The organism is Brevibacillus brevis NBRC 100599, assembly GCF_000010165.1.
Taxonomy (GTDB): domain Bacteria; phylum Bacillota; class Bacilli; order Brevibacillales; family Brevibacillaceae; genus Brevibacillus; species Brevibacillus brevis_D.
The window spans coordinates 3,686,457-3,711,521 of sequence record NC_012491.1; the positions used below are offsets into that span (position 1 = coordinate 3,686,457).

At 44.5% G+C, this 25,065-nt stretch carries 26 protein-coding genes and 2 pseudogenes; 2 read left to right on the plus strand and 26 right to left on the minus strand.

Features of this window, described 5'->3' with window-relative positions:
• Positions 1–2: 2 nt before the first annotated feature.
• The 24 genes and pseudogenes from fliJ to BBR47_RS17580 all read right to left on the minus strand — a co-directional run bounded on the left by fliJ (position 3) and on the right by BBR47_RS17580 (position 22,483).
• Positions 3–449, minus strand: coding sequence for a flagellar export protein FliJ (gene fliJ / locus BBR47_RS17465; RefSeq protein WP_015891754.1), 447 nt, complete (start codon positions 447–449; stop codon positions 3–5).
• A 1-nt stretch (position 450) separates the two neighbouring features.
• Complete coding sequence (gene fliI, locus BBR47_RS17470; RefSeq protein ID WP_015891755.1) at positions 451–1,770, minus strand: flagellar protein export ATPase FliI; 1,320 nt, start codon at positions 1,768–1,770, stop codon at positions 451–453.
• Complete coding sequence (locus BBR47_RS17475) at positions 1,767–2,585, minus strand: FliH/SctL family protein (protein ID WP_015891756.1); 819 nt, start codon at positions 2,583–2,585, stop codon at positions 1,767–1,769. Before BBR47_RS17475 ends, fliI begins: the two co-directional genes overlap by 4 nt.
• Entirely contained in the window at positions 2,569–3,582 is a 1,014-nt protein-coding gene (gene fliG, locus BBR47_RS17480) for a flagellar motor switch protein FliG (RefSeq protein WP_007719331.1), read from the minus strand. The genes BBR47_RS17475 and fliG overlap by 17 nt, the downstream gene beginning before the upstream one ends.
• Positions 3,583–3,594: 12 nt before the next feature.
• Positions 3,595–5,184 (minus strand): annotated as a pseudogene (fliF, locus tag BBR47_RS17485) (flagellar basal-body MS-ring/collar protein FliF).
• A gap of 30 nt (positions 5,185–5,214) precedes the next feature.
• Entirely contained in the window at positions 5,215–5,511 is a 297-nt protein-coding gene (gene fliE, locus BBR47_RS17490) for a flagellar hook-basal body complex protein FliE (protein ID WP_015891759.1), read from the minus strand.
• 18 nt (positions 5,512–5,529) lie between these two features.
• A complete protein-coding gene (flgC, locus tag BBR47_RS17495) occupies positions 5,530–5,988 on the minus strand; it encodes a flagellar basal body rod protein FlgC (protein WP_015891760.1) in 459 nt (152 codons plus the stop codon).
• A 2-nt stretch (positions 5,989–5,990) separates the two neighbouring features.
• The gene (gene flgB / locus BBR47_RS17500) at positions 5,991–6,401 is read right to left on the minus strand and encodes a flagellar basal body rod protein FlgB (RefSeq protein WP_015891761.1); all 411 of its coding nucleotides are present in this window, start codon (positions 6,399–6,401) and stop codon (positions 5,991–5,993) included.
• A gap of 372 nt (positions 6,402–6,773) precedes the next feature.
• A complete protein-coding gene (codY, locus tag BBR47_RS17505; protein WP_015891762.1) occupies positions 6,774–7,553 on the minus strand; it encodes a GTP-sensing pleiotropic transcriptional regulator CodY in 780 nt (259 codons plus the stop codon).
• Positions 7,554–7,592: 39 nt separating this feature from the next.
• Complete coding sequence (gene hslU, locus BBR47_RS17510) at positions 7,593–8,990, minus strand: ATP-dependent protease ATPase subunit HslU (RefSeq protein ID WP_269446203.1); 1,398 nt, start codon at positions 8,988–8,990, stop codon at positions 7,593–7,595.
• A gap of 20 nt (positions 8,991–9,010) precedes the next feature.
• Positions 9,011–9,553 (minus strand): ATP-dependent protease subunit HslV, encoded by a 543-nt coding sequence (hslV, locus tag BBR47_RS17515; RefSeq protein WP_015891764.1) that lies wholly within the window; start codon positions 9,551–9,553, stop codon positions 9,011–9,013.
• Positions 9,554–9,568: 15 nt separating this feature from the next.
• Positions 9,569–10,513 (minus strand): tyrosine recombinase XerC, encoded by a 945-nt coding sequence (xerC, locus tag BBR47_RS17520; RefSeq protein ID WP_015891765.1) that lies wholly within the window; start codon positions 10,511–10,513, stop codon positions 9,569–9,571.
• A 61-nt stretch (positions 10,514–10,574) separates the two neighbouring features.
• On the minus strand, positions 10,575–11,888 hold the full coding sequence (trmFO, locus tag BBR47_RS17525) for an FADH(2)-oxidizing methylenetetrahydrofolate--tRNA-(uracil(54)-C(5))-methyltransferase TrmFO (protein ID WP_015891766.1): 1,314 nt from the start codon (positions 11,886–11,888) through the stop codon (positions 10,575–10,577).
• A 39-nt stretch (positions 11,889–11,927) separates the two neighbouring features.
• The gene (gene topA, locus BBR47_RS17530) at positions 11,928–14,006 is read right to left on the minus strand and encodes a type I DNA topoisomerase (RefSeq protein ID WP_015891767.1); all 2,079 of its coding nucleotides are present in this window, start codon (positions 14,004–14,006) and stop codon (positions 11,928–11,930) included.
• 106 nt (positions 14,007–14,112) lie between these two features.
• Positions 14,113–15,231, minus strand: a complete 1,119-nt coding sequence (dprA, locus tag BBR47_RS17535; RefSeq protein ID WP_041749491.1) for a DNA-processing protein DprA — start codon at positions 15,229–15,231, stop codon at positions 14,113–14,115.
• 123 nt (positions 15,232–15,354) lie between these two features.
• Positions 15,355–16,257: a succinate--CoA ligase subunit alpha gene (gene sucD, locus BBR47_RS17540; RefSeq protein ID WP_015891769.1), complete on the minus strand. Its 903-nt coding sequence runs from the start codon at positions 16,255–16,257 to the stop codon at positions 15,355–15,357.
• A gap of 44 nt (positions 16,258–16,301) precedes the next feature.
• Positions 16,302–17,462 (minus strand): ADP-forming succinate--CoA ligase subunit beta, encoded by a 1,161-nt coding sequence (gene sucC, locus BBR47_RS17545; RefSeq protein ID WP_007719385.1) that lies wholly within the window; start codon positions 17,460–17,462, stop codon positions 16,302–16,304.
• 186 nt (positions 17,463–17,648) lie between these two features.
• On the minus strand, positions 17,649–18,704 hold the full coding sequence (locus BBR47_RS17550) for a hypothetical protein (protein ID WP_041749492.1): 1,056 nt from the start codon (positions 18,702–18,704) through the stop codon (positions 17,649–17,651).
• Between the two features lie 36 nt (positions 18,705–18,740).
• Positions 18,741–19,634: an AlbA family DNA-binding domain-containing protein gene (locus tag BBR47_RS17555; protein WP_015891771.1), complete on the minus strand. Its 894-nt coding sequence runs from the start codon at positions 19,632–19,634 to the stop codon at positions 18,741–18,743.
• Positions 19,635–19,718: 84 nt separating this feature from the next.
• Entirely contained in the window at positions 19,719–20,057 is a 339-nt protein-coding gene (locus BBR47_RS17560) for an SCP2 sterol-binding domain-containing protein (protein WP_015891772.1), read from the minus strand.
• Positions 20,058–20,128: 71 nt separating this feature from the next.
• Entirely contained in the window at positions 20,129–20,443 is a 315-nt protein-coding gene (locus BBR47_RS17565) for a YbjQ family protein (RefSeq protein ID WP_015891773.1), read from the minus strand.
• Between the two features lie 122 nt (positions 20,444–20,565).
• The gene (locus BBR47_RS17570) at positions 20,566–21,378 is read right to left on the minus strand and encodes a CBS domain-containing protein (RefSeq protein WP_015891774.1); all 813 of its coding nucleotides are present in this window, start codon (positions 21,376–21,378) and stop codon (positions 20,566–20,568) included.
• Positions 21,375–21,731, minus strand: coding sequence for a hypothetical protein (locus BBR47_RS17575; protein WP_015891775.1), 357 nt, complete (start codon positions 21,729–21,731; stop codon positions 21,375–21,377). The genes BBR47_RS17570 and BBR47_RS17575 overlap by 4 nt, the downstream gene beginning before the upstream one ends.
• A gap of 29 nt (positions 21,732–21,760) precedes the next feature.
• Positions 21,761–22,483 (minus strand): EAL domain-containing protein, encoded by a 723-nt coding sequence (locus tag BBR47_RS17580; protein WP_015891776.1) that lies wholly within the window; start codon positions 22,481–22,483, stop codon positions 21,761–21,763.
• A gap of 491 nt (positions 22,484–22,974) precedes the next feature.
• Here BBR47_RS17580 and BBR47_RS17585 point away from each other — a divergent pair, with 491 nt between their 5' ends.
• Positions 22,975–23,283: a protease inhibitor I42 family protein gene (locus tag BBR47_RS17585; protein ID WP_015891778.1), complete on the plus strand. Its 309-nt coding sequence runs from the start codon at positions 22,975–22,977 to the stop codon at positions 23,281–23,283.
• A 635-nt stretch (positions 23,284–23,918) separates the two neighbouring features.
• Here the strand turns inward: BBR47_RS17585 and BBR47_RS30415 are convergent.
• Together BBR47_RS30415 and BBR47_RS31640 are read right to left on the minus strand one after the other, a co-directional pair.
• Positions 23,919–24,311, minus strand: a complete 393-nt coding sequence (locus BBR47_RS30415; RefSeq protein ID WP_231850623.1) for an ATP-binding protein — start codon at positions 24,309–24,311, stop codon at positions 23,919–23,921.
• A 12-nt stretch (positions 24,312–24,323) separates the two neighbouring features.
• A pseudogene (locus BBR47_RS31640) lies at positions 24,324–24,434 on the minus strand (hypothetical protein); the annotation flags it as partial.
• A gap of 89 nt (positions 24,435–24,523) precedes the next feature.
• On the opposite strand from BBR47_RS31640, the gene BBR47_RS17595 reads away from it, so the two are divergent.
• On the plus strand, positions 24,524–24,868 hold the full coding sequence (locus tag BBR47_RS17595) for a helix-turn-helix domain-containing protein (RefSeq protein WP_041749881.1): 345 nt from the start codon (positions 24,524–24,526) through the stop codon (positions 24,866–24,868).
• The last annotated feature ends 197 nt before the right edge of the window (positions 24,869–25,065 follow it).

Genomic DNA, 25,065 nt, shown 5'->3' on the forward strand with positions numbered 1-25,065 from the left:
CCTCAGTAGCTTCGGCGAAGATAGAGCTGCGTACCGATCTCATCCAACTCTTTTTGCTCTCTTTGCTTCTGGTCGTCCAGAAATTGGTGGAGCGACTTTTCCCGAAGGCGTTGCCATAGTTGGGACTCTTTCATACGTTCCGTCAATCGTGACTGACAGCGTTCCACATCCTGTTCGCAACCATGCAAGGTACGTTGCTGATTCTGAATGGATCTCGCAACAGATTGCTGATATTGCGTGATGGAAATGAGCTGCGAAGCACTGCATGTCTGCATCTGTACTTCCTGGAGCCTCATCGTCATCTCGTCATGATGCTCGGTTAGTTGAGAAAGCTTCCACTCTTCTTCGTTTTTACGCTGGATCGACTTTCCGAAAGCCCACTCTGCTTGTTCTTTTTCTTTTTCCTTTAAATCAAGAACCTTTTGGAGATGAAACTGAAACACACGCACATTAGTTCACTCCTCCGAAATGAGCTGTCAATGCTTGGATAGCGCCCTGCAAAGTAGACGGTTCATGCGTTCCTTGTGCCGTAAAACCAGAAATGATATCACGATAGCGGATGGCTGCATCGATTTCCCGATTGCTGCCTGGCTTATACGCCCCAATATTTATGAGGTCCTCCGCTTCACGAAACGTAGCCAAATGTTTTTTCAACTGACGAGCAGCATCCAAATGGTTACTATCGACGATTTCATTCATGACACGACTCACACTCGCCATCACATCAATGGCAGGAAAGTGACCTTTGTGAGCAATTTTCCGGTCAAGAACAATGTGACCATCCAAAATCCCCCGCACTGCATCCGCAATCGGATCGTTCATGTCATCAGAATCAACTAATACGGTATAAAAGGCCGTAATACTTCCCTTATCCGCTGTTCCTGCGCGCTCCATCAGCTTTGGTAGCATCGCAAACACCGATGGCGTATAACCACGCGTAGCCGGCGGTTCACCGATCGCCAAACCTACCTCACGTTGTGCCATGGCAAAGCGCGTGACAGAATCCATCATGAGCATGACATTCATTCCTCGGTCGCGGAAATATTCCGCTATGGAAGTCGCAATCATCGCGCCCTTGATTCGAATCATGGCAGGTTGATCGGAAGTAGCTACGACAACAACAGACCGCTTTAGTCCTTCTTCCCCAAGATCCCGCTCGATAAACTCCATGACTTCACGGCCGCGTTCTCCAATGAGACCAATCACATTGATATCTGCCGTAGTATTTCGGGCAATCATTCCCATCAATGTACTTTTTCCTACCCCTGATCCAGCGAAAATGCCGACCCGCTGACCTTTCCCGATGGTAAGAAGACCGTCTATCGCCCTCACTCCCACACTCAATGGTTCTTGAATGCGCGGTCGGAGGATAGGATTTGGTGGCATATTGTTGGTAGGATAGGACGTCAGCCCAAATGGCAGTGAGCCTTGATAGGGCCGCCCCAATCCATCGAGGATCGAACCCAATATTTCAGGTCCAACTTTTACATCTAGCGAACGTCCTGTCGCGACCACGTCACAACCTGGACCGATTTCGGTCAATTCGCCTAATGGCATTAGCAGCACTTTGTTTTCGCGAAAGCCAACCACTTCTGCGATGATCGGTTCCTTTGTGTTAGCCGGATATAGATGGCATATCTCGCCTAATTTCACTTCTGGGCCTTGCGACTCGATAGTGAGCCCAACAACCTGTGTCACTTTGCCATTCACGCGCATCGGATCTAATCCATGCAGCATGTGCTTGTACTTCGAGAGATCTAGGATGCTCATGGAGCCTCACTTCCTCTGGCAATCGTAAGCAGCGCCTGCTTAATCTCCTCCATTTGTGTATCGATGCGGGCATCTACACTCCCCAAAGCAGTACGGATGACACATCCACCATCTTGTACGGTATAGTCAGGATAAATGGATAGCTCTGCTTGTCCATCTAACAATTCCAGAAAACCAGCCCGATGCTCAAGCACATAATCGAAGTACTTATGGTTGACGCACACCGTAATCTCACCATGAACACGTGAGCGGCGAAGTGCTTTTTTCGTCATTTCCAGGACCTGCTCGGGATGCTGTTGCACTTCCTGTCCAATGATTTTTTTCGCAATTTCTATGCTGAGTTCCACTACAAAAGGCTCCGCCTCAGCGATAATTTGTTTTTTCTCTGCAAATGCTTGTTCCAAAATGGTTTTTGCTTGGACGAGTGAAGCTGTTTGCTCCTCGTATGCCTCACGTTTACCCGTTTCGAAACCTGCCTCTTGCCCTTCCGTCATAGCCTGCTCTTGCACTTGCTGAAACAGTTGCGCAGCTTCCTGACGTTTTTGTTCCCACCATTCTTCCATCTGAGCAAGCGTCTCTTGTCTTAGTTGCTCTGCTTGCTCCGCAGCTTGCTGCAAGATGTTTTGCGCGGTTTCTTCTGCATCTGAGATGATCGCTTTCGCCTCAATCTCAGCTTGATTAAAAATTTCTTGATTTTCTTGCAACCTTTCGGCAACTTCTTCCGTCTTAAGTGGTACAGGCGTTACCGAGAGGAGAAAAGATTCCTCAGAAGGCCGATAATTGGCGCTTTTGATGATCCTAGACAATGATATCATCTCCTCCACCGCGGGCGATGATGATCTCACCAGCCTCCTCTAAGCGACGGATAATTGCAACGATGCGAGATTGTGCCTCTTCGACGTCGCGAAGGCGAACTGGGCCCATAAACTCCATTTCTTCTTTGAAGGTATCCGCCATCCGTTTTGACATGTTCCGGAAAATAACTTCCCGAACTTCTTCGCTGGATACTTTGAGAGAAAGTTGCAGATCGGCATTTTCCACATCGCGGATAACACGCTGAATCGAACGGTTGTCGAGTGTAGCAATATCTTCGAAGACGAACATACGCTTCTTGATTTCTTCTGCCAGCTCTGGATCTTGAATTTCGAGGGAATCCAGAATCGTGCGTTCGGTTCCACGATCGACCCCGTTGAGTACAGCCACGATCGCTTCGATCCCGCCTGCCTGTGTGTAATCCTGGGTAACAGTGGCAGAGAGCTTTTGCTCCAATACTTGTTCTACTTGAGCGATTACTTCCGGTGAAGTACTATCCATAGTCGCAATTCGTTTCGCAACCTCTGCTTGACGTTCTTGCGGAAGAGCCGACAGGATCATGGCTGCTTGTTGAGCCTCCAGATAAGAAAGCACCAAGGCAATCGTTTGCGGATGCTCATTTTGGATAAAGTTCAGGATTTGACCTGGGTCAGCTTTTCTAGCAAAGTCAAACGGTCGAACTTGAAGGTTTGCCGTCAAGCGATTGATAATATCCATCGCTTTGGTCTCACCCAAAGCTTTTTGCAAGATTTCTTTGGCGTAAGTAATCCCGCCTTGTGCAATTACCTCTTTGGCAACCGCAATCTGGTGAAATTCAGATAAAATTTTATCTTTTTCATCCGTATCCACTTTTCGCACATTGGCGATTTCTAATGTCAGTTGCTCGATCTCATCCTCACGCAAATGCTTGAACACCTGGGCAGAAACTTCCGGCCCGAGTGAGATGAGGAGGATAGCTGCTTTTTGTCGTCCTGACAACTCTTTAGCGCCGCGAGCCATACCATTCACTCCTTAATCTTCTGCTAACCATGTACGAAGCAGAACAACAAACTCATCTGGTTTGCTTCGCGCCAATTTTTCAAGTTGCTTTCTGACCACTACCTGATCTCCATCTTCTTGGTAAATCAAGTCTGGTATTTCGCCCGCGTTTAACGGTGGCAGCAAATCTGGCAATTCCTCTTCTTCTTGTTGCTGCTTCGCTTGACTGCGTCTGCGATAAACGAGGAAGGCAACAGCAGCAAGTGCCAAGACTGCTATACCACCAACTGTCCAAAGAACAGCAGGACTTAGCGCACTGGAATCCTCAATCTCAGCTTTACCTGAGAACTGACGAGGGAGCACAGAAATATGCTTGTCCAACTCAGTATCCGATAAATCAGTAACCTGATCACTTAAAGTGACACGAACAACATTGCGCAACACTTGTTTAATGCTCTCGAGCGTAGCAGCATCCAACGTTCCACCAGCTGGCGGTTCTACGCCAACGTTGATTGTGATGTCTTCGATCTTGTAAGGACTTGATGTAACATTTCGTGTGATGCGATTTACTTCACGGTTAATTGTATCATTCAACTCTTCGTACTGACTGTTACTTCCTTGTGGGGTAGCTCCCGGGTAGTTCGTAACTGCATTGTTATTGGTTCCTGCAATTCCCCCTGGAGGTTGACCTTGTCCAGAGAAGGCTTTTGATAATTTTTGAGAAGAAATGATAAGTCCTTCGTTATTCTCTTTGTCAGGGGCCTCAACGATGTTCTCTACGCGATTTTCTTTGTCAAAGTTCATTTTGAGGAACGTATGGACGATGACTTTATCGCGTCCCATGATTGTACCCAACAAGTTGTACAGGTTTTGTTGAATTTTCTTTTCAACATCTGCTTTGATTGTTTCCTGTTGTTTAAAGCTACTCAATGTTCCTTCGCTTTCATTACCTTCGGAACGTTAGAGTGGATTGGAATACTGGTCTGTAATCGCGATCGCTTCCATTGGCAATTTCGGAACGCTTCGGGAGACAAGCAGATAAAGCGAGTTAATTTGCTTTTGATCAAGCGTTGTTCCAGGTTCAACATCCACGATAACAGAAGCTGTTGCTGTATCTGGAGTCTCCGTTACCCAAACGCTTTCCTGCGGCAAGGTAATCATCACTTGTGCTGATCGTACACCTTTTACGCGTTCCAGCATCTTGCGTAGCTCTTGTTGCAATGCCTCTTTCTTCATGACATCAAATTGGCGATCCGTCACTCCAAGGGTACTGGAGAAAATTTCTGCATTAATTCCTGCTTGACTCGGAATACCTTGTGCAGCCAAATCGACAATGACATCCTGTGCCATTTTTTCTGGAACCTCGATACTTGTACCATTCCCTGTGATCTGGTATGGGATTTGTGAAGCTTCCAGCTCTTGCTTGATCGTCCCGATTTCTTGTTCACTCAATTTTTGATTGTAAAGTGGTTTGTACACCGGCTGAGAAGCGATGTATATGTATAGGCCTAGAGAGATCAAGAGGAAAAGCGAAATACCGAGAATCATCCATTTTTGTTTCTTGGAGAATTGGTTCCATTTTGACGTAAACCGGTCTTTGTATACTGCTAAACGTTCGTTCATGTTTCACCTCTCAAAGGATACCAACAACGATCAAATCGACATGCGCATGATTTCTTGATAAGACTCAATCATCTTGTTCCTGACCTGCATAGTCATTTGTAACATCACGGAAGCTTTTTGACCTGCAACAGTCAATTGGTGCACGTCGGTAATTTCTCCCGCTGCAAACTTGTCGGCAAGATTCGACGATTCTACTTGCGCCTGATTCACCTTATCCATGGCATCCGATAGAAACGATGAGAATTCTTGGGAAACTTCAGCTGGGGTTGGCTTGTTCACGCTCGGTGTACGAATTGGCGTTAGTTGGGAGATTGCACTCATTTCCATTCCTTACTGTCACCCGCTTTACTTAATTTCCAATGCTTTTAGCATCATCGCTTTGGAAGCGTTCAGTGCTGTCACATTGGCTTCGTATGATCTTGATGCGGAGATCATGTCCACCATCTCTTTCATCGGGTCGACATTCGGCATCAAGAGATATCCGTCTTGATCTGCATCTGGATGAGATGGATCATATACTCGCTTAAACGGAGTATTGTCTTCTTGAATCGCTGTGACCTTCACACCTTGTCCACCCTGACTTCCTGAGACCGTCCCTACGGCTGCTTGCAGGAAGTTATCAAATGTTCCATTTGTTTGAGGTGACAACTCCACCATTTTCCTGCGATATGGCTGCCAGGCGCCATCTACGAAGTTTGCTCGAGTGACTTCCGCATTCGCAATATTGGAAGAAATCGTATCCAATCGCAAGCGGTTAGCTGTTAAGGCAGAAGCACTTGTGTTAATTCCCTGAAACAAGCTCATCTTTATTTACCTCCACCCTCAATTACACTGCGCAGTTTTTGAAAATGTCCTGCTGTTAATTGCGTTAAACCACTGTACCAAATTTGGTTTTTGGCCAATTCTGTTGTTTCTGCTTCCAAGTCAACATCATTGCCACTGTTCTGAATGAAGTTATTCGGATTGGACACTACCTGTGGTACTGCAACGCCTGCATTACCAAACGGAAGGTGTCTTTGATTGGTCCGATACGCTTCTAACTTGCCATTTCCCGCTCTTGCGTTCAACTCATCTTGCAAAAAGCTCTCGAAGATGACTTGCTGACTTTTGAATTGAGGGGTGTCTATGTTGGCAAGATTGTTTGCGATTGTTCTATGTCGCAATGTTGCAGCGTCGAGTGATCTCTCCAGGACCTGCAGATGGTAACTATCCAGCATTTTTCCTTCTCCCCCAATATGAGTCAATTCTTTTCCCTAAAACCACCTATATTTCCTGTATTTTCGACACCCTAATACGATTCAATCATAGCAAAATCAATTTGGACAAAAAAGCCCCTTTTCATGACGTTTTTCAAAATGATTCAATGGGACTAAATCCCTTATCCTTCCTGTTTTTTTACTGCATTTTACAAGGAAACCATATTCAAACCATTGCAGTTGTCGAAGCATGCATTAAAAATCAATATATATTTTATGGTAATAATGTGTCGTTTTTTACTTTTGTTAGGACTATAGTCCCATGAGAAAAGGTGCAGCAACCTGAGTTGCTACACCTTTTGTTTACTTTCTTGTAACTTTTCGCAAGGTATATTACGAGGTTTTGAGCTTCTCAAGCTCAGGCAACAGCTTTTCATTCAGCACCTTAATGAAGGTACCTTTCATTCCCAAAGAACGGGATTCGATAACACCCGCACTCTCCAGCTTGCGCAGTGCGTTTACAATGACGGAGCGGGTAATTCCTACGCGATCCGCGATTTTGGAGGCAACAAGCAAGCCTTCTTTGCCTTCGAGCTCTTCAAAAATATGTTCAACTGCTTCCAACTCACTATAAGAGAGGGAACCAATCGCCATTTGTACAACTGCTTTGCTACGCGCTTCTTCTTCGATTGCTTCAGAACGCTCACGCAAGATTTCCATGCCTACTACCGTTGCCCCTACTTCTGCAAGAATCAGGTCGTCATCGACAAATTGATCGTTAATACGACCCAAAATCAGCGTACCAAGACGATCTCCTCCACCCATGATTGGAACAAGCGTGGTCCAACCTGTGCGGAATACTTCTTTCATTTCAACAGGGAAAATCGTGTATGGGCTATCTACATCCAGATTCGCAGATGTTTCATCTACTTTCAGTAACCCCATGCTGTACTCTTCTGGAAAACGGCGATCTTCCAGCATTTTGCGCATACGGCTGTTATCCATCTCTTGGTGAATCGCAAAGCCGAGAAGTTTTCCTTTGCGGCTTACAACATAAGTATTTGCTTCAATAACGTCACTCAAAACTTGAGACATTTCATTGAAGTTCACGGCATGACCCGCGGATTTTTGCAACATGCGGTTAATTCTTCTTGTTTTTGACAGTAGATCCATCTGTATTTCCTCCTAATTATATGTGCTGCCTATCCAATTTTATAAAATATATTGACTCAAGTCTTTGTTCCCCACGATTGTTCCTAATTTCTGTTTAACATAATCGGGGGTAATCTGTACAACTTCCAGGTGGATTTCTGGGGCTTCAAAAGAGAGATCCTCCAGCAGCTTCTCCAATATAGTGTGCAATCGTCTAGCACCAATGTTATCTGTGCTTTGATTGACCTCAGCAGCGAGACGAGCGAGTTCCTGAATGGCTTCCGGTGTAAATTCAACTTGCACACCTTCCGTTTCCAAGAGGGCTACGTACTGCTTAAGCAACGCGTTTTTAGGCTCTGTCAAAATTCGGACAAAATCTTCAACGCGCAAGCTAGTCAGCTCCACCCGAATCGGAAAGCGACCTTGCAATTCCGGAATCAAATCTGATGGTTTTGCCATGTGAAAAGCACCAGCTGCAATAAACAGAACATAATCTGTTTTGACTGGACCATACTTGGTCATGACAGTTGAGCCTTCCACAATGGGTAAAATATCACGCTGGACTCCTTCACGGGATACATCCGGGCCACGCCCATCCTTACCCGCAATCTTGTCAATTTCGTCAATGAAGATAATCCCGTGTTGTTCAGCTCGACGAATTGACTCCTGCGTAACTTCGTCCATATCCACCAGTTTTTGCGCTTCCTGCTGAATTAATACCTTTCGCGCATCTTTTATTCGCAATTTTCGTTTCTTCATCCGCTTAGGCATCAGGCTACCGAGCATATCTTGCATTTGCATCCCCATTTGTTCTGTACCCGGAACCTGGAACATGTCAAACATCGAAGGTGATTGATCTTCGACTTCAATCTCAATCATTTGCTCTTCTAACTGGCCATTCGTCAATTGCCACATGACTTGTCTGCGTTGCTGCTCAATCGATACTTCTTCTTGATCAGTGGTATCCTGTTGCTGTTGCTGCTGTCCACCGAAGAACATCTCCAACGGATTTTTGAATGAGTTCGACTGCTTGCGAGATGGAACAAGTACGTTCACAATCGCTTCATTCGCAAGCTTTTCGGCTTTCTCTTTCACCGACTCTACTTTTTCCTGTTTGACCGTACGGATAGAAGCTTCCACCAGATCACGGACCATCGATTCCACATCTCGTCCTACATAACCGACTTCCGTAAACTTCGTTGCTTCTACCTTAATAAAAGGAGCACCTGTCAGTTTTGCAATCCGACGTGCAATTTCCGTTTTTCCAACACCAGTAGGTCCGATCATCAAGATGTTTTTTGGAACAACCTCGTCAATCATTTGCTCTGGCAAGCGACTGCGGCGGTAGCGGTTGCGAAGCGCAACAGCAATGGCTTTCTTGGCTTGTGCCTGCCCGACAATGTATTTATCCAAATGCTCTACGATCGTACGCGGGGTTAATTGCTCAAGATTCAGCACAGTAGGTTCCTCCCTTTCGCTCAATTCAACTCATCCACAACAAGATTGTTATTTGTGAACACGCAAATTTCAGCAGCGGTACGAAGCGATGCTTCCGCAATTTCACGTGCGCCGAGATGAGGCGCATATGTTTTCAGTGCACGACCTGCTGCAAGGGCAAAGCTACCGCCAGAACCAATTGCAAGAATCCCATCATCAGGCTCAATGATTTCGCCATTTCCGGAAATAAGCAGCAAATGCTCCTTATTGGCAACAATCATCATAGCTTCCAAACGACGCAAAATTTTATCCATGCGCCACTCTTTCGCCAGCTCTACAGCAGCTCGCTGCAGATTGCCGTGATACTCCTCCAGCTTTCCTTCAAACTTCTCAAAAAGCGTAATGGCATCAGCAACAGAGCCGGCGAATCCTGCTAAAACTTCGCCGCGGTATAGACGTCTTACTTTTTTGGCACCGTGCTTCATTACCATGCTGTTGCCAAAAGTAACCTGACCATCTCCGGCCATCGCTACAGACCCATTGTGCTGTACAGCAAATATGGTTGTTGCGTGAAACTGTTCCATCACTGATTCCTCCCGTTATGTCGTCCGATTGGCGGAACCTGTATTGCCCGGGTTTGCTCGTGGGTGAGCTGTGTCATATACATGCCGAAGTCGCTCTTTGGTCACATGCGTGTACACCTGTGTCGTCGAAACATTAACGTGCCCCAGTAATTCTTGCACGGTACGCAGATCCGCGCCACCATTCAACATATGGGTTGCAAACGTATGACGAAAGGTATGTGGTGAAACCCGCAATTGAAGAGCGTACGTATCTACGTATTTGTCTACAATCCGTCGAACACTACGGTCGGATAACGGTTCTCCCCGATAGTTAACCAGCAAATTGCCGTGTTCTACTTTTCCTGCCAACAGTTTTTCTCTTCCATGTTCTAGGTATTGCCGAAGAACGTCGCAGGCATAACTTCCAACCGGCACATATCGTTCTTTCGCTCCTTTTCCATAAACCAAGGCGACTCCCATGCTTGGATTCACATCACTCACAGATAAAGTGGTGAGCTCCGTAACACGCATGCCGCTTGCATACAACAGTTCAAAAATCAGCCGATCACGAATTCCTAATGGAGTGGTTGTATCAGGCAGATCGAAAAAAGCTTGAACTTCTTGCGGATATAAAAAGGAAGGAAGTTTCTTCTCCATTTTGGGAGTGGAGACTAGTTGAAATGGGTTCTGTTCCAGTTGACCTTCACGCAACAGAAATCGGTACAAGCTACGCAAACTAGATAGCTTGCGGGCAATACTTCGCCGGGAAAGCCCCCTACCAGCCAATTGCGCAAGAAAGGAGCGACCATGCAAATAAGAAACAGCAGCAAATACGGTGATTTGGTGCTGTTCCATAAAGGAGACAAATTCGCTGATATCTGCCACATACTGCTTCACCGTATGAGGAGAGGCGTTTTTTTCAACTCGCAAATAGCGGGTAAACATCTCAATATCCGCAGAATTTTGTTGCGAAAAGTCCATACGGGATGCACCCTCCTCGAAGCACCTATATAGTAACACAGACGAAAATCGGATATCAATGTTAATTGTGTCGTTCTTGTGTAAAATTCTGAATTGTATCTAGCGCCCGCTCAGCGAGCTTTTCATTTTTCAAACGCTTGTCTCGGATTCTTTCTGGCCATTCCGGTACAAGCCCGAAGTTTGCGTTCATCGGTTGAAAATGCTTTGGATCTGCCGTTGTAATATAACGAGCCATACTGCCCATAATTGTTTCTGGCGGAAGCTCGATCAATTCTTCCCCTTTTGCGAGTCGTGCTGCATTTATCCCCGCAAGCAAGCCAGATGCTGCTGACTCTACATATCCTTCTACACCAGTCATTTGACCAGCAAAGAAAAGTGTTTCCCGATCTTTATACTGATACGTAGGCTTCAAAAGCTTTGGCGAATTGATAAAGGTATTTCGGTGCATGACACCATAACGAACGATTTCACAGTTTTCCAACCCAGGAATGAGTGAAAAAACTCTTTTTTGATCCGGCCATTTCAGATGGGTCTGGAAGCCTACAATGTTATACAATGTCGCAGCACTGTTGTCCTGGCGAAGTTGAACAACCGCATAAGACTTTTTACCTGTCCGTGGATCAACCAGACCCACAGGCTTCATGGGACCAAATGTCATGGTTTTGTGCCCACGCTTTGCCAATACTTCAATCGGCATGCAGCCTTCGAAGAAGATCTCCTTTTCAAACTCCTTCAATGGAACAGTTTCCGCAGAGATCAACGCATCATAGAAGCGATTGAACTCCTCTTCTGTCATCGGGCAGTTCAGGTAGGCTGCTTCACCTTTATCATATCTGGAAGCAACGAATACCTTGTTCATATCGATCGAGTCTTTCTCGATAATGGGTGCTGCTGCATCATAGAAGTACAGATATTCTTCACCCGTCAGCTCTTTTAACTTTGTAGACAAAGCTGGAGAAGTAAGTGGCCCGGTGGCAATTACGACAATCCCATCAGGAATTTCGGTAATCTCTTCCGAAACGACCTCAACTAAGGGATGATTACGAACAGCATCTGTAACATGAGCAGCGAATTCGTGTCTGTCTACGGCAAGCGCGCCTCCAGCTGGAACCGCGCAACGATCTGCCGAATCGATAATGACAGAGTTCAGCCGACGCATTTCTTCCTTTAATACACCCACTGCATTCGTCAACGTGTTAGCACGCAATGAATTACTGCATACCAACTCTGCAAATTTATCGGTATGATGTGCAGGCGTTTGTGTCTTCGGTCTCATTTCATACAGCTTAACTTTTACACCCGCCTGCGCGATTTGCCATGCTGCCTCACTACCAGCGAGACCAGCGCCCACTACTGTAATTGTTGGTTGTGACATGCTGTTAATCCTCCAAACTACAAAATCGAATCAGGCTGCTTAGGAGTCTGCCTCTTCTTGATAATCACACTTGGTGCAAATTATGCTAACTCCTTGCTTCTTGCGCTTTTTCTCCACGAGCATGCTGGAGCATTTTGGACAAGGTCTGGCAATCGGTTTGTCCCACGATACAAAATCGCATTCCGGATATTGATTGCAACCGTAAAAAATACGGCTCTTTTTAGATTTACGTTCGATTATCTCTCCGGTTTCACACTGCGGACATTTTACGCCGATTTCTTTTACAATCGGCTTCGTATTACGGCAATCCGGGAATCCGGAACAAGCTAAAAACTTGCCAAATCGACCAAGCTTATAAACCATCACACTGCCACAAAGCTCACATGTTTCATCCGATTCTTCGACTTTCAGCTCTACTTCCTTCATTTCTTCTTCGGCAACAACTACGCGCTTCGCAAAGTCTTGATAAAAATCGTCCAGCACCTGCACCCAATTGGTGTTTCCTGCTTCGATGTTATCCAAGCCCGATTCCATATGAGCAGTGAATTCTACATTGAGAATCTCCGGGAAGAACTCCTCAACAAGTGTGATCACAATCTCGCCCAACTCGGTTGGGACGAATCGCTTCTCTTCTAATGCCACGTAGCCCCGCTTTTGAATGGTTTCTAATGTAGGCGCATAGGTAGATGGACGTCCAATCCCCATCTCTTCCATCGATTTGAGCATGCGCGCTTCGGAGAATCGTGGTGGTGGCTGTGTAAAGTGCTGACTCGGCTCGATTTCTTTCTGATCGAGGATTTGTCCTTCTTCAATGGGCGGAAGGAAGCTTTCTTCCTCTGTGCCATCATCGTTTCCTTCAATATATACCTTCATAAATCCAGGGAACTTCACTTTTGATCCCGTTGCTCTAAAGGTAACTCCACCTGCGTCAATATCTACGCTCATCGTATCAAGAACAGCAGATGACATTTGACTGGCAAGGAAACGCTCCCAGATTAATCGATACAAACGCAACTGATCTCTTGACAAGTATTCCTTTATTTCATCGGGTGTACGCATCACACCAGTTGGACGGATTGCTTCGTGAGCATCTTGAGCATTTTCGTTTTTCGCCTGATTGCGTGGCTCAGATAACACATAGTCTGGACCGTATTTCTCGAGTATGTATTCCTTTGCTTCGTTCTGTGCAGTTACAGACAGGCGAGTAGAGTCCGTACGCATATAGGTAATCAAACCAACTGCGCCTTCTTTATTGCCAACGTCGATCCCCTCATAGAGCTCTTGAGCAATTCGCATGGTCTTAGAAGTGCGGAAGTTCAGCTTACGCGCTGCCTCTTGCTGTAAAGAACTCGTGATAAAAGGAGGTGCAGGATTGCGCTTGCGCTCACGCTTGGTTACCTTTTGTACCACATATGGTTTGTTCTTCATTCGTTTCAATACCGCTGCTACATCATCTTCCGAATGAAGCTCCACCTTTTCATCGCCATAACCATAGAACTTCGCGTTAATTTCTTTTCCGTCGCTAATTAATGTACTTGCAATTGTCCAATACTCTTCAGGGATAAACTCTTGGATCTCCCGCTCACGATCCATGATAAGCTTTACCGCAACTGATTGAACACGTCCAGCACTCAAGCCTTTTCGAACCTTTTTCCATAGAATTGGACTAATATTGTAGCCAACGAGTCTGTCGAGAATACGACGTGCCTGTTGAGCATTTACCAAGTCCATGTTTATGTGTCGTGGATGCTTGAACGCTTCTTTGATGGCATCTTTGGTAATCTCATTAAATACCACACGAAGCGGCTGATTCATATCGAGACCCAAGTATTGCGCCAAATGCCAAGCAATTGCCTCCCCTTCGCGATCCGGGTCGGCTGCGAGATACACTTTTTTTACTTTTTTAGCGGCATCTTTTAAGCCCTTCAATACATCGCCTTTGCCGCGAATGGTTATGTATTTGGGTTCAAAATTATGTGTAACGTCTACACCCATTTGACTTTTCGGCAAATCGCGTACATGTCCGATAGACGCTTTCACGATATATTTACTACCCAGGTATTTTCCAATGGTTTTGGCCTTCGTAGGGGATTCTACGATTACTAGCGTATCAGCCATTTTTTTCCTCCCCTTTTAGTAAGGAATCTTCCCTATTATTAAATACCCTCATCCGGTTTGTCAAACACTTGTGCCTCTTGGCATTGCCAAAAAGCTAGCGGATATGCTATCTCCGCGCAAAATAACCACCAGGAAGTGCCAAAATGGCTCCTTTTGCTTCCAAACGAATGACCAGCTGATGTAGCATCTTGCGTTGGTCTTTTTCCAAGCAGCTCATTAACTCATCCAAATGAATCCCATCATAGGTTACAGCTTCCACAATCGCTTTTTCTTCATTAGATAAGGGAATAACATCGGTTGCATTGCTCTTTTTGACCTGCTGCATTTGCTTGGCTTCTGGAAGATGATGTTTGATTTCATCCCATATATCGTTACTGCACGTTACTAGCTTTGCACCTTGTTTGATCAAGTTATGCGGCCCGGCACTCATCAATGAAAAAATAGGACCAGGAATCGCAAAAACTTCTTTGCCCTGCTCAAGTGCACAGTCTGCCGTAATCAAGGATCCGCTTTTTTCTGCTGCTTCCACCACTAATACACCGATAGAAAGACCACTTATGATACGATTTCGCTCTGGAAACAATCCAGAAATAGGTGGAATATGAGGAGGATACTCGCTGAGGAGTAGGCCAAAAGATTCAATTTGGCGATAAAGTTCTCGATGTCGAGAAGGATAAACGTGTTTCATTCCGCAACCGAGCACGCCTATAGTCTTACCACCTACTTTCAAGGTAGCTTGGTGAGCCTCCGCATCAATTCCATACGCTACCCCTGAGACAATGACAAGACCTGCTTGTACCAGTTCTCGGACAAAAAAGCTACAGCTCGCTCTTCCATATGGTGTCGGTTTGCGCGAACCAACGACGCCAATCGACAATTTATCCAATAATGTGTGGTCGCCACGATAAAACAACGTCCATGGAAAATCGGGAATATTGCGGAGCGAAGCAGGATAAGCATCGTCAAAAGGACATAAGAAGCGTGTTCCCTCTTCTTCACGCTTTTCCAATAGTGCCATAGCAGGAGCTTCATTGCTTTGCTGGTCAACCTGCCCAGTGATCAAGGAAGTCAATCCGAGCTCACGTGCCAGTTCATGCCAGTTTTCGATGGCAATCTGAAAAGAACCTGTGATTTCAAATATCTCTCGGATTTTCTTTCTTCCCAAACCTGAGATCATCGTTAACACATACACCCAGTCTCTCTCGTCGAGTTTCGCCTTTTCCACTCCAAACTCCTCCTTCATCCCGATCACAATTGCTTCTGAAAGTTATTCTATCGAAAGAAAGAGGCTGCTTCAAAAATAAAAAAGTGGACAAGCCTAAAGCCTGTCCACTTCTGTCTTATCTGCTTACTTGCCCATTACTTTCTCGAGCATACCGCGCTCTTTCAGCAATTCAACAAGTGTTTCACCGATAACTGCAGGTGTTTTCGCTACGCGAATACCACATTCTTCGAGCTTCGCGATTTTTTCAGCAGCTGTACCTTTACCGCCAGAGATGATCGCACCAGCGTGGCCCATACGTTTTCCTTCAGGAGCAGTTTGTCCCCCGATGAAGCCTACAACTGGTTTTTTCATGTTAGCAGCGATCCACTCTGCTGCTTCTTCTTCCGCAGTACCACCGATTTCACCCAACATGATAACTGCTTCTGTGTCTGGATCTTCGTTGAACATTTTCAGTACGTCGATGAACTCCATACCTTTTACTGGGTCTCCACCGATACCTACAGCTGTGGATTGACCAAGACCGCGAGTAGAAGTTTGGTGAACTGCTTCATAAGTTAAGGTACCGGAGCGAGATACGATACCCACTTTACCTGGAACGTGGATGTAACCAGGCATGATACCGATTTTGCACTCACCTGGAGTGATTACGCCAGGGCAGTTAGGACCTACGAGAAGGGTTTTCTTGCCTTCCATGTAGCGCTTAACTTTCACCATGTCCAGAACTGGGATACCTTCAGTAATGCAGATTACCAGATCCAGCTCAGCGTCAACTGCTTCCATGATCGCATCAGCAGCGAAAGGAGGAGCAACGTAGATAACAGATGCAGTTGCACCAGTTGCTTCAACTGCTTCTTTTACTGTGTTGAAAATTGGAATACCGTCAACTTCGGTTCCACCTTTACCAGGTGTTACACCGCCCACCATTTGTGTACCGTATTCAACGGCTCCGCGAGTGTGGAACAGACCAGTTGCACCCGTAATCCCTTGCGTAATTACTTTTGTATTTTTATTAACGAGAATACTCATCGCGTAATTTTCCCACCTTTTTTAACGTATCTACTCGAAATAGCTTACTTCACCAAGGATACGATTTTCTCAGCGCCATCCGCCATAGATTCTGCAGCTACAATGTTCAAACCGGACTCATTAAGGATTTTCTTACCCAAATCTACGTTTGTACCTTCGAGACGTACAACGAGAGGTTTGTCCAATTTGATTTGTTTTGCTGCATTCACTACGCCGTTTGCGATAACGTCGCATTTCATGATGCCGCCAAAGATGTTGACGAAAATACCTTTTACTTTTTCGTCACGGAGAATAATTTTAAACGCTTCCGTTACTTTCTCTTCAGTAGCTCCGCCACCAACGTCAAGGAAGTTAGCTGGGTCTCCACCGTAGAATTTCACGATGTCCATTGTTGCCATCGCCAGACCTGCACCGTTTACCATGCAACCGATGTTACCATCAAGTGCGATGTAGGACAGATCGAACTTGGAAGCTTCGATTTCTTTCTCATCTTCTTCATCCAAATCGCGCAGAGCTACGATGTCAGGGTGACGATAGAGAGCGTTGCTGTCGAAGTTCAGTTTTGCATCCAGTGCCATTACTTCACCGTCGCCAGTTACAACCAGTGGGTTGATTTCAGCGATAGAAGCATCTTTATCAACGAAAGCTTGGTACAAGCTCATCATGAACTTGGCAGCTTTGTTAATCAATTCTTTTGGAATGTTGATTGCGTAAGCCAGGCGACGAGCTTGGAAGCCATTCAGACCTGTTACTGGATCAACTACTTCTTTGAAGATTTTTTCTGGATTGTTTGCTGCTACTTCCTCGATGTCCATGCCGCCTTCTTCGGAAGCCATCATTACAACACTTCCAGTAGCACGGTCAACAACTACACCAACGTAGTATTCTTTCTTGATGTCGCAGCCTTGCTCGATCAGAAGGCGCTTAACTTCTTTACCTTCTGGTCCTGTTTGATGAGTAACGAGTACTTTGCCAAGAATCTCGCTGGCATATGTACGAACTTCATCAAGATTTTTTGCAACCTTTACACCGCCAGCCTTACCACGGCCACCAGCGTGAATTTGCGCTTTTACTACGTTTACTTGGGTGCCCAGTTCTTTTGCTGCTTCAACAGCTTCTTCCACTGTGAAAGCTACGCGTCCTTCAGGAACTTTTACACCGTACTGCTTAAGTATCTCTTTACCTTGATACTCATGAATGTTCATTCTCCATCCTCCTATGGCAGATAAAGATCGGCAGGCTTTTAGACCGGTTCAAAGACGTCTGTCTTCTTCCGGTCATAACCTCCACTATCAGTGCAACGTAACTATTCTACGACAAAAACTGCAAAAGTGGTAGTAATATGTTCGTTTTATCGTGACCAGAAATGCGAAACTTCATGAGGAAATTCCTCATTTTCGTAGAGATTGAAACAATTTCCACACGTTTTCAGCGAGTTCATCGTGAATGTACCAAGTTTGTTCATACTTAAAATAACGTGGATATAGTTCAATTCTCTGCTCTTTATCATTCACCAAAAAATGAAGTTCATATTGTTTTTTGCCCGGTTCTTTTGGTGGAACAATGAGTGGATCTGCATTTTTTAAAAATCGGACAGATTGATGGGCAATTCCTTGCTCGATCGTTGTTTGGGTGACATCCAACTTTGTATCCTTGACGTTCATTTCGCCATTTGCAGTGATGCGAATCCGTGTAGATTTAAATAACGGGTCAATCCTGTCATCCTTACGATTGCTTGGCGGCATCCATTCCGTTAACCGCGAAAAGAGGATACCATCTACGTGAAAGAAAAACGTTTCTCTCCCAAAGGGAACTGCAATCAGCGTCGGCGTTAAAATGGCCACTTCGACCGGCTTATCAGCAAAATTCATTCTCATCCGATAGTTCGGGTAGAGTGGATACTGCTTGTTGCGACTGTCCACTTCTGGGACTGCCGATCCCATTACTTTCCTGATGTATTCTGCTTCTGATTCGTTCAACACGCGCGCCTGCCCAAGGTCCTCTGCAGCTAAACGCACGCTTTGAATTTTTTGTGAGAGCACTCCTTTGCCAGTTAACTTGTTTACCCACTGATAAAAATAGCTGGCACCCGCTCCACGATACGTGTGTCCCCCAAACTCACTTGCCGACTCACCCACCGTCACGACAAGTGGAGCCTGCTGTGTCCGATAAAGGACGAGCGTAAAACGTACATCTTCTTGCTTTAAAGGCTCGGATGATATTTGTAAATCTTGTCCCTGTCCGGACAGTTCTTGCAAAAACAAGCGCAAGTCCAATAATACTTCCTGACCATCCGTTGACATCACTGTTACTTTTTCAACCGTACCAAGCTCTGTCTCGATATGATCTTTCATGTCATCAGAAACCTTGCCAGACTGAGCACAGCCAGTGATGAACAAGCTGCTCACTATCATAACCAGTAGACACGTACGTAAAGACGATATCACGCAGTAACCCTCCTCGTGTATTCCTGTAAGATAACGCTACAGAAGTCCCAATCGACGGCTGATCTCACTGCCTAGCTTTCGTTTCACGTAAATTTCACCAATTTGGTGCGGATCTTTCACGATAACGGAGCGATTATTCGTACGAATTACCACATACTTTTCATTGTTTTTGTCCAAACCACAGATCAAATCAGATGAGGCTTCTACAAAGATAGCTACCACTGTTTTCCCATCTATTTTTTTCAATGAAATTTTTGGAAATGGGGTCACAAACGGTGACGTCTTATCTTGGATGTACTGGGTAATAGCTAGAATGTATTTGTCCGGGTCTCCGTACTGCTCGATCTCATGATCAATCCCGCACACTGTCCCTTCATCTGTAATGCCTAAAAATAAATTCCCATTGTTTGAATTCGCAAACGCCACAATAGACTTAATAATTCCCGTCTTCGAATAAAGAAAGTCGCGTTTGAATTCAATCATGTCGTTCTCACCAAGCTTTGTTGCTGTTACAGGATCATCAATTCGGCCTAAATAGCGAAAACGACTGATGGCGCCTAAGCGATAGACATACTCTTCAAATATATCAGCAGGTAGAGAAAGGTCTTCTATGCTTGCATCTGTGTTTTGCCACAATTTATATGTTTGCGGAGCAAAGCACATGTCAAACAATACGTTTCCACCGAGCGAGCGTATGTTCATACCAATGGAAGCAGGCATGGTCTTCCCCGGCTGATATGGGGCATCTGTTTCCACTTCCAATACTCCTGAATGAATTAAATAATCGAAATAATGACGCGGTAATCGTACATCATGCTTTAATATCTGACGTTCTGGCTTGCGTCGTCTGATTTCTTGGTAAAAATCAAAACGCACAGATTGTTCTTCCAGTTGGCTTACCATCGCAATCAATGAACAAATATGGCGCATGTTTCCCCTCGTTTTGTGTTAGAGTAGGTGTCATTGTTTGGTCATATTTTAACGCAACTTTTTAAGAATTGACTAGTTTTTTTGTTATTTCTGCAATTGATAGTGATGCAATATTGTTTGTAATTTAAACGAAAGTCCCATTTCTCCACTAATTTTTAGCTTGCCCATTACCAAAGCAACTGTGGGATTCAAGCGTCCCTCTACGAGCTTAATAAAATCTTTATCAGATAACTCCAGCGTGCAGCCCGCTTCCCTTGTCACCCCCATCGTATAGTCCGCTTGATTATCGGCAAATACCACCTCGTAGGTGCCCCCCTCTTCACCACTTAGGACAAAATGGTAAACCGCATGCAATCCAGCGATCCCTTGTGGCTGGGCGTTTATTCTATATGATAAATCCTGAAGAGTTTTTTGTACCTGCATGCTCATTTCTCCTTGCTTGCTATGTATAAGAATTCCTTTCGGTAAAAAAAGAAAGCCGGGTGTTTACCGGCTTACTTTACACGGACTGCTGTGCCTGTGGCAATAACCATCATCATACCTTCCCGCAATGTTTCGAAGTCGAGATCAACCCCAATCACTGCGTTTGCACCCAATGCTCGTGCTTTTTCTTTCATTTCACGCAAGGCCAGTTCACGACCTTCTGCGAGCTTACTCTCATACGAGCCACTTCTGCCTCCGATGATGTCCGTAATTCCTGCGAGAAAGTCACGGACTACGTTTGCACCCATGATTACCTCTCCGCTGACGATATCCAAATACTCTACCACTTCTTTTCCTTGGATCATGCTGGTAGTAGTTACGATCATGTCATTGCCTCCTCATGTTGCTCTATTCACCTATATATTACGTACCATAAAATAATCGGTTGCAAAGAAAGATCTAAACCTGTCCAAAAGTGTATGCGCATTACTTGCAAACTATACTTTTCCTATCCCATTGTGGAAGTAAGTGTTTTGGATAATTTGGCAGCTGAGGAGCCTAAACTTGCTTCAGCGATTAATTCCCGCCAGGACCTAGCGAAGAAGTCTGGTGTTTGGTACCCATTCACATGGCCAACAGCTGCAGATACAAAGACATCGAGAACGTTTGTTGGACGTGTAATAAGCGAAATGTATTCCTGAATCTGTTCATCCGAAATCGTAGAGATCAAAACAAACTCGTCCCCTGCATAACGACATAAGTAATCCCCCTGTTCTTCAGCCAAAGAAGAGAGAACCGATGAATAGGTGCGGATGACATCATCCCCGAATGGATGACCATGCAGCTTATTAATTCGGCCAAAGTCGTTCAAATCGATGAAAAGCAAATGGAAAGGTTTACGCTCCTTTAAAAAATTTTCCCCAATAAACTCGATGTAGGGAGCGCGATACAAACCCGATAATGGGTCTCGATACTCTGCTATTTTCATCTCTACGATTTCTTTTGTGATGAATCCGATCAGTTGATCCTCTTGCATGACCAAAGCCAGACCACCTTGTTCTTGATGAAGCGCGTGATAGGCCTCCCAAACATTGTGATTGGCAGACAGGTAGAACGGTTGACTGCTCATGGCATCGGCAACGATTCGGTTAGGATGAGCGGACAACACGTCTCTTGTCGTAACCATTCCCAGCACCTCTCCGTGATCCATGACAACTAACGAATCAACTTGAGATTCGTTCATTCGCTCCGCCGCATAAGAGACACTTTTGTCAGAGGTGATGGTACAAATCGTCGTCGTCATGATGTCGGAGATGTTCATAATAGATCCACCTCTCGTTGAACAGACAATGCTATTTTTAATTCAGATCGTAGAACCATTGAGTCGCTAATCATGCGCTCTGCCTCTTCCAAAATGATTTTCATTAATAATTTTTCATCGATCATTTGCAAAAGGGTATTTCTTAACAAGACTGCCTCAATCTTCGGATGATTCATCTTTATTAAAGTAAACTGCTCTGGGGAAAGCGCATCCGCCATTCTCCTTACAGCCTCAGGACCAATTGGTGCTTTCCGTCCGATGATCAACAGATCCTGCATCGGAGGGACTTCAAACTCGGATATTTTTAAGGAAAGCGTTGCTTTCCGGGAATATACGTTGTTATCACTAGCCATAAAAATTCCTCCAATTCTGCATTGCCCTCTTATTCGTTCGGCAAACTACCTGGTCTACCAAACAAGTATCCCTGGCCGATTGCAACGCCCAATAAAGAAGCACAAGCAAAATCCTCTTCTTCTTCAACTCCTTCGAGAATGAGTTGAGGTGCATCTTTGCAAAAATCGACAAACAATTTTACAGTCTTTTGCTTTTCTAATGAACTCGAGAGTTCTTGCGAAAAAAAGCGGTCAATCTTAATGTAATCAGGCGAGATATCTTCAATTTTACCGAATATGTTTGCGCCATCTCCTACATCATCCAACGCAATTAGGAACCCCAACTTTTTCAGTTCAGCTATACGTCGTGTAAAAATGGGTTCGCTCCAGCATTCTCCTTCCATAATCGATTCGTTGATCTCCAAAACGATTTGGGTTAAAAAGGGACGGAAGGAACGGGCAATCTTTTGAATGAAGCCAGGAAATGTGTCTTCTATTATGGTAGAAGGAAAAATATTCACGAATAAAAGCTCGTTTTTGTGTTCAATCGACGAATGAAAAAAAGTCAAGAGCGCATAATGCAGGGAATGGGCGTCGAGTTCTGGCAGCATTTTGTTTTCCTTCGCCGAAGTAAACAATGCCTCTGGATGGATCCCCGCTTTATTGCGAAGTAATACTTCATACCCTATCCTACTTTTCTCAGGAAGTTGACATATTGGCTGAAATGCGTGGTAGTACTCTTTTTTCTTAAATAATTCTGCAATGCTCTCCATCAATTTTCCTTTCCCTTTCCTAGCAAGTATGAATACAAAGAAAAAGCTTCTTCCATGCCAAGGTATTCTACGCCATGGAAGTGCTGGGAAATGTACCTACATGCACGAGCAAAAGAAATTCTACTCTCTGTGGATATTTCTAGTCATCACACCAACTAGGTAATAAAGATTACAAATATCAACAGACATTTCGACAATATATGTCTTTGTCCCTACTTATTCGCCAGCATCATGCATATTCCTTTCCAGATCATACTAATTGTTTCAAATTAATTAGGAACATTGTACGTATAATGGCTATTTTTTATCGTTATATTTTCGCAAAATGATAGATGTATCAAGTAATTCCACAACTTGTAAACGAACGGAATCACTTGAAATACATGCAAATAAATTTTTTCTGCTTGTTCCGTCGTGAGCAGCTATCGAGTCTTTTTCATATGGTATGGAAAATGGGTATCGTCTTCATTTAAAGGGAGGAAAGAAGGCCAGTGGTCAAGACCTCAACGTATACACTGCAAGTGCAGGAAGGCCACTTGTTCACGATTACGCTAGTGGCAAATCCCTCTACAGGCTACCAGTGGGACTTGTCTAATCCAGTGGATGCTCGCTTTTTATCGTTGCATGCCAATCATTTTGTTCCTCCATCATCGCCAGCTCGTATTGGGCAAGAGGGGCATCAAGTGATGTCCTTTCAGGCTTTGCGGCGAGGAATGACGTCGATTTCAGTGAAGTATTGTCGGCCTTGGGATAATGGGGAATGTGGGGAGTTTGTGTTTTATGTTGTTACGATTGTGTAGGATTAGGTTTCAAAAGTATTTACTGTTACTTTATTGGTAGTGAAGTGGTTAGTCTGTATGTGGTGTGTTCATTTACAGGCGCATGCAGACTAACCAATTTTTTACCTCGAAAACTTGACTATTTGACAATTTGGACTGGTGTTGACATCTTTGCAGATGTGACTATGCAGCTAAGAAAACAAACTTTGCATCGAAGCAGCAATAGTTGAGGAACCAAAATTGAGGGAACCAAGACTTTGTTGCTTAGGAAATGAGCAATTTTCTACTGAATGCCAATCGAATCACATCCGAATCATATCCGGATTCTACATATGGGAGCAATCGAACAGAAAGCCTATCACAAAGAAGTATTGAATCAAGATTCTTAGATGACGGAATACCTTCATTAACAACCCTCCAGGTAATTTATCAAAGACATTTCAGCAACATTTTGTCTCAAAAATGTTGTACTAGTAAATTTTATTACCACCTTGAATCTACTTTTATTCGTTTACTCTACTTGATTATTGAATACTGTCTCGCTTTATTATGTTATTAACTTTAGTTCCCTCTTTAAAGAATGGTTTACTTAACCCCCTACTTGTTTTATCCCTTTATCAGATACTGTGCTCTGCTTTGATCATGTCCCCGCTCCATTAAAAAAGTAGCCCTCGGTCCAAGGCTCTGTAACGAATTGCTTCTGCTACATGTGCAGCATCTACACGGGAAGCCCCATCTAGATCTGCAATTGTCCTCGCCACTTTCACAATTCTATCGTATGCTCTTGCACTTAAACCTAATGTCTCGAAGGCAAGCTGCAGCATCTCCTGCCCTTCTTTATCTAGTTGCGCAAATTGGCGTAGTTCTTCTCCATTCATCACACTGTTAAAAGGACATCCGGGACGATATTGGTATCTTTCGCATTGAACAGCTCTCGCTTGTTCTACTCGATGCTGAATGTCTTTTGAGGACTCCTCTGCTTTTCTGTTGTGAAGAAGTTGAACTGGTACTCTCGGCACCTCGATGTGCAGATCGATACGGTCTAACAAGGGACCTGAGAGCTTTGAGCGGTATTTGTAGATTTGTTGAGGGGAGCAAGAGCAGGTTTGCTTCTCTCGAGTACCAAAGAATCCACAAGGGCAAGGTTGAAGATAATACCCTTGGAATATCATTTAAAAAGGAAACACCCTTTTCCCCATTTATAGACATGATAGATGATAGTCCTGGTGGCCGTCTTAGAGCAGCACGTACAGCAAAGCAGATGTACTTGGTCGATCTTGCCGCTGCCACAGGTTTGTGTACAAGAACAATTGGATTAGCAGAAGCTAATAAATTGAAAGTTTCTCCTCCTAGCCTAAGACGACTTTCCAAAGTGCTTGGCGTCTCAGTTGCTTTTCTAGGTTGTTTTGAGAAACTGCCGGAATCAAGTTTAGGGGAACGTATTATTAAAGCTCGATTGTACTATGGGTACACAAAGAGAGAATTTGCTGCGCTTTTAGGAATAAGTGAACGCACTCTATACGAATGGGAACATGATCGCAAGATTCCACCCCCGACGCCCTTAAATGACCTATCGAAGTATTTGGCTATATTAATGAAGGAATAGAATAAAGCGGCCCTTCTGAAATTTTATTTTTGCCAGTAAATCTTTTTACCTTTCTGAACTAGAAAGGTACTAAACGAATAACCGGCTTAGTAATATCAACACGAGTTTCAGTAAACAATATTGCTCGAATGCGTAAACAATTTAGGAAAAATATATAGTACACTCCTACTTGGTACCCTTCGGTAATGACTTACCTA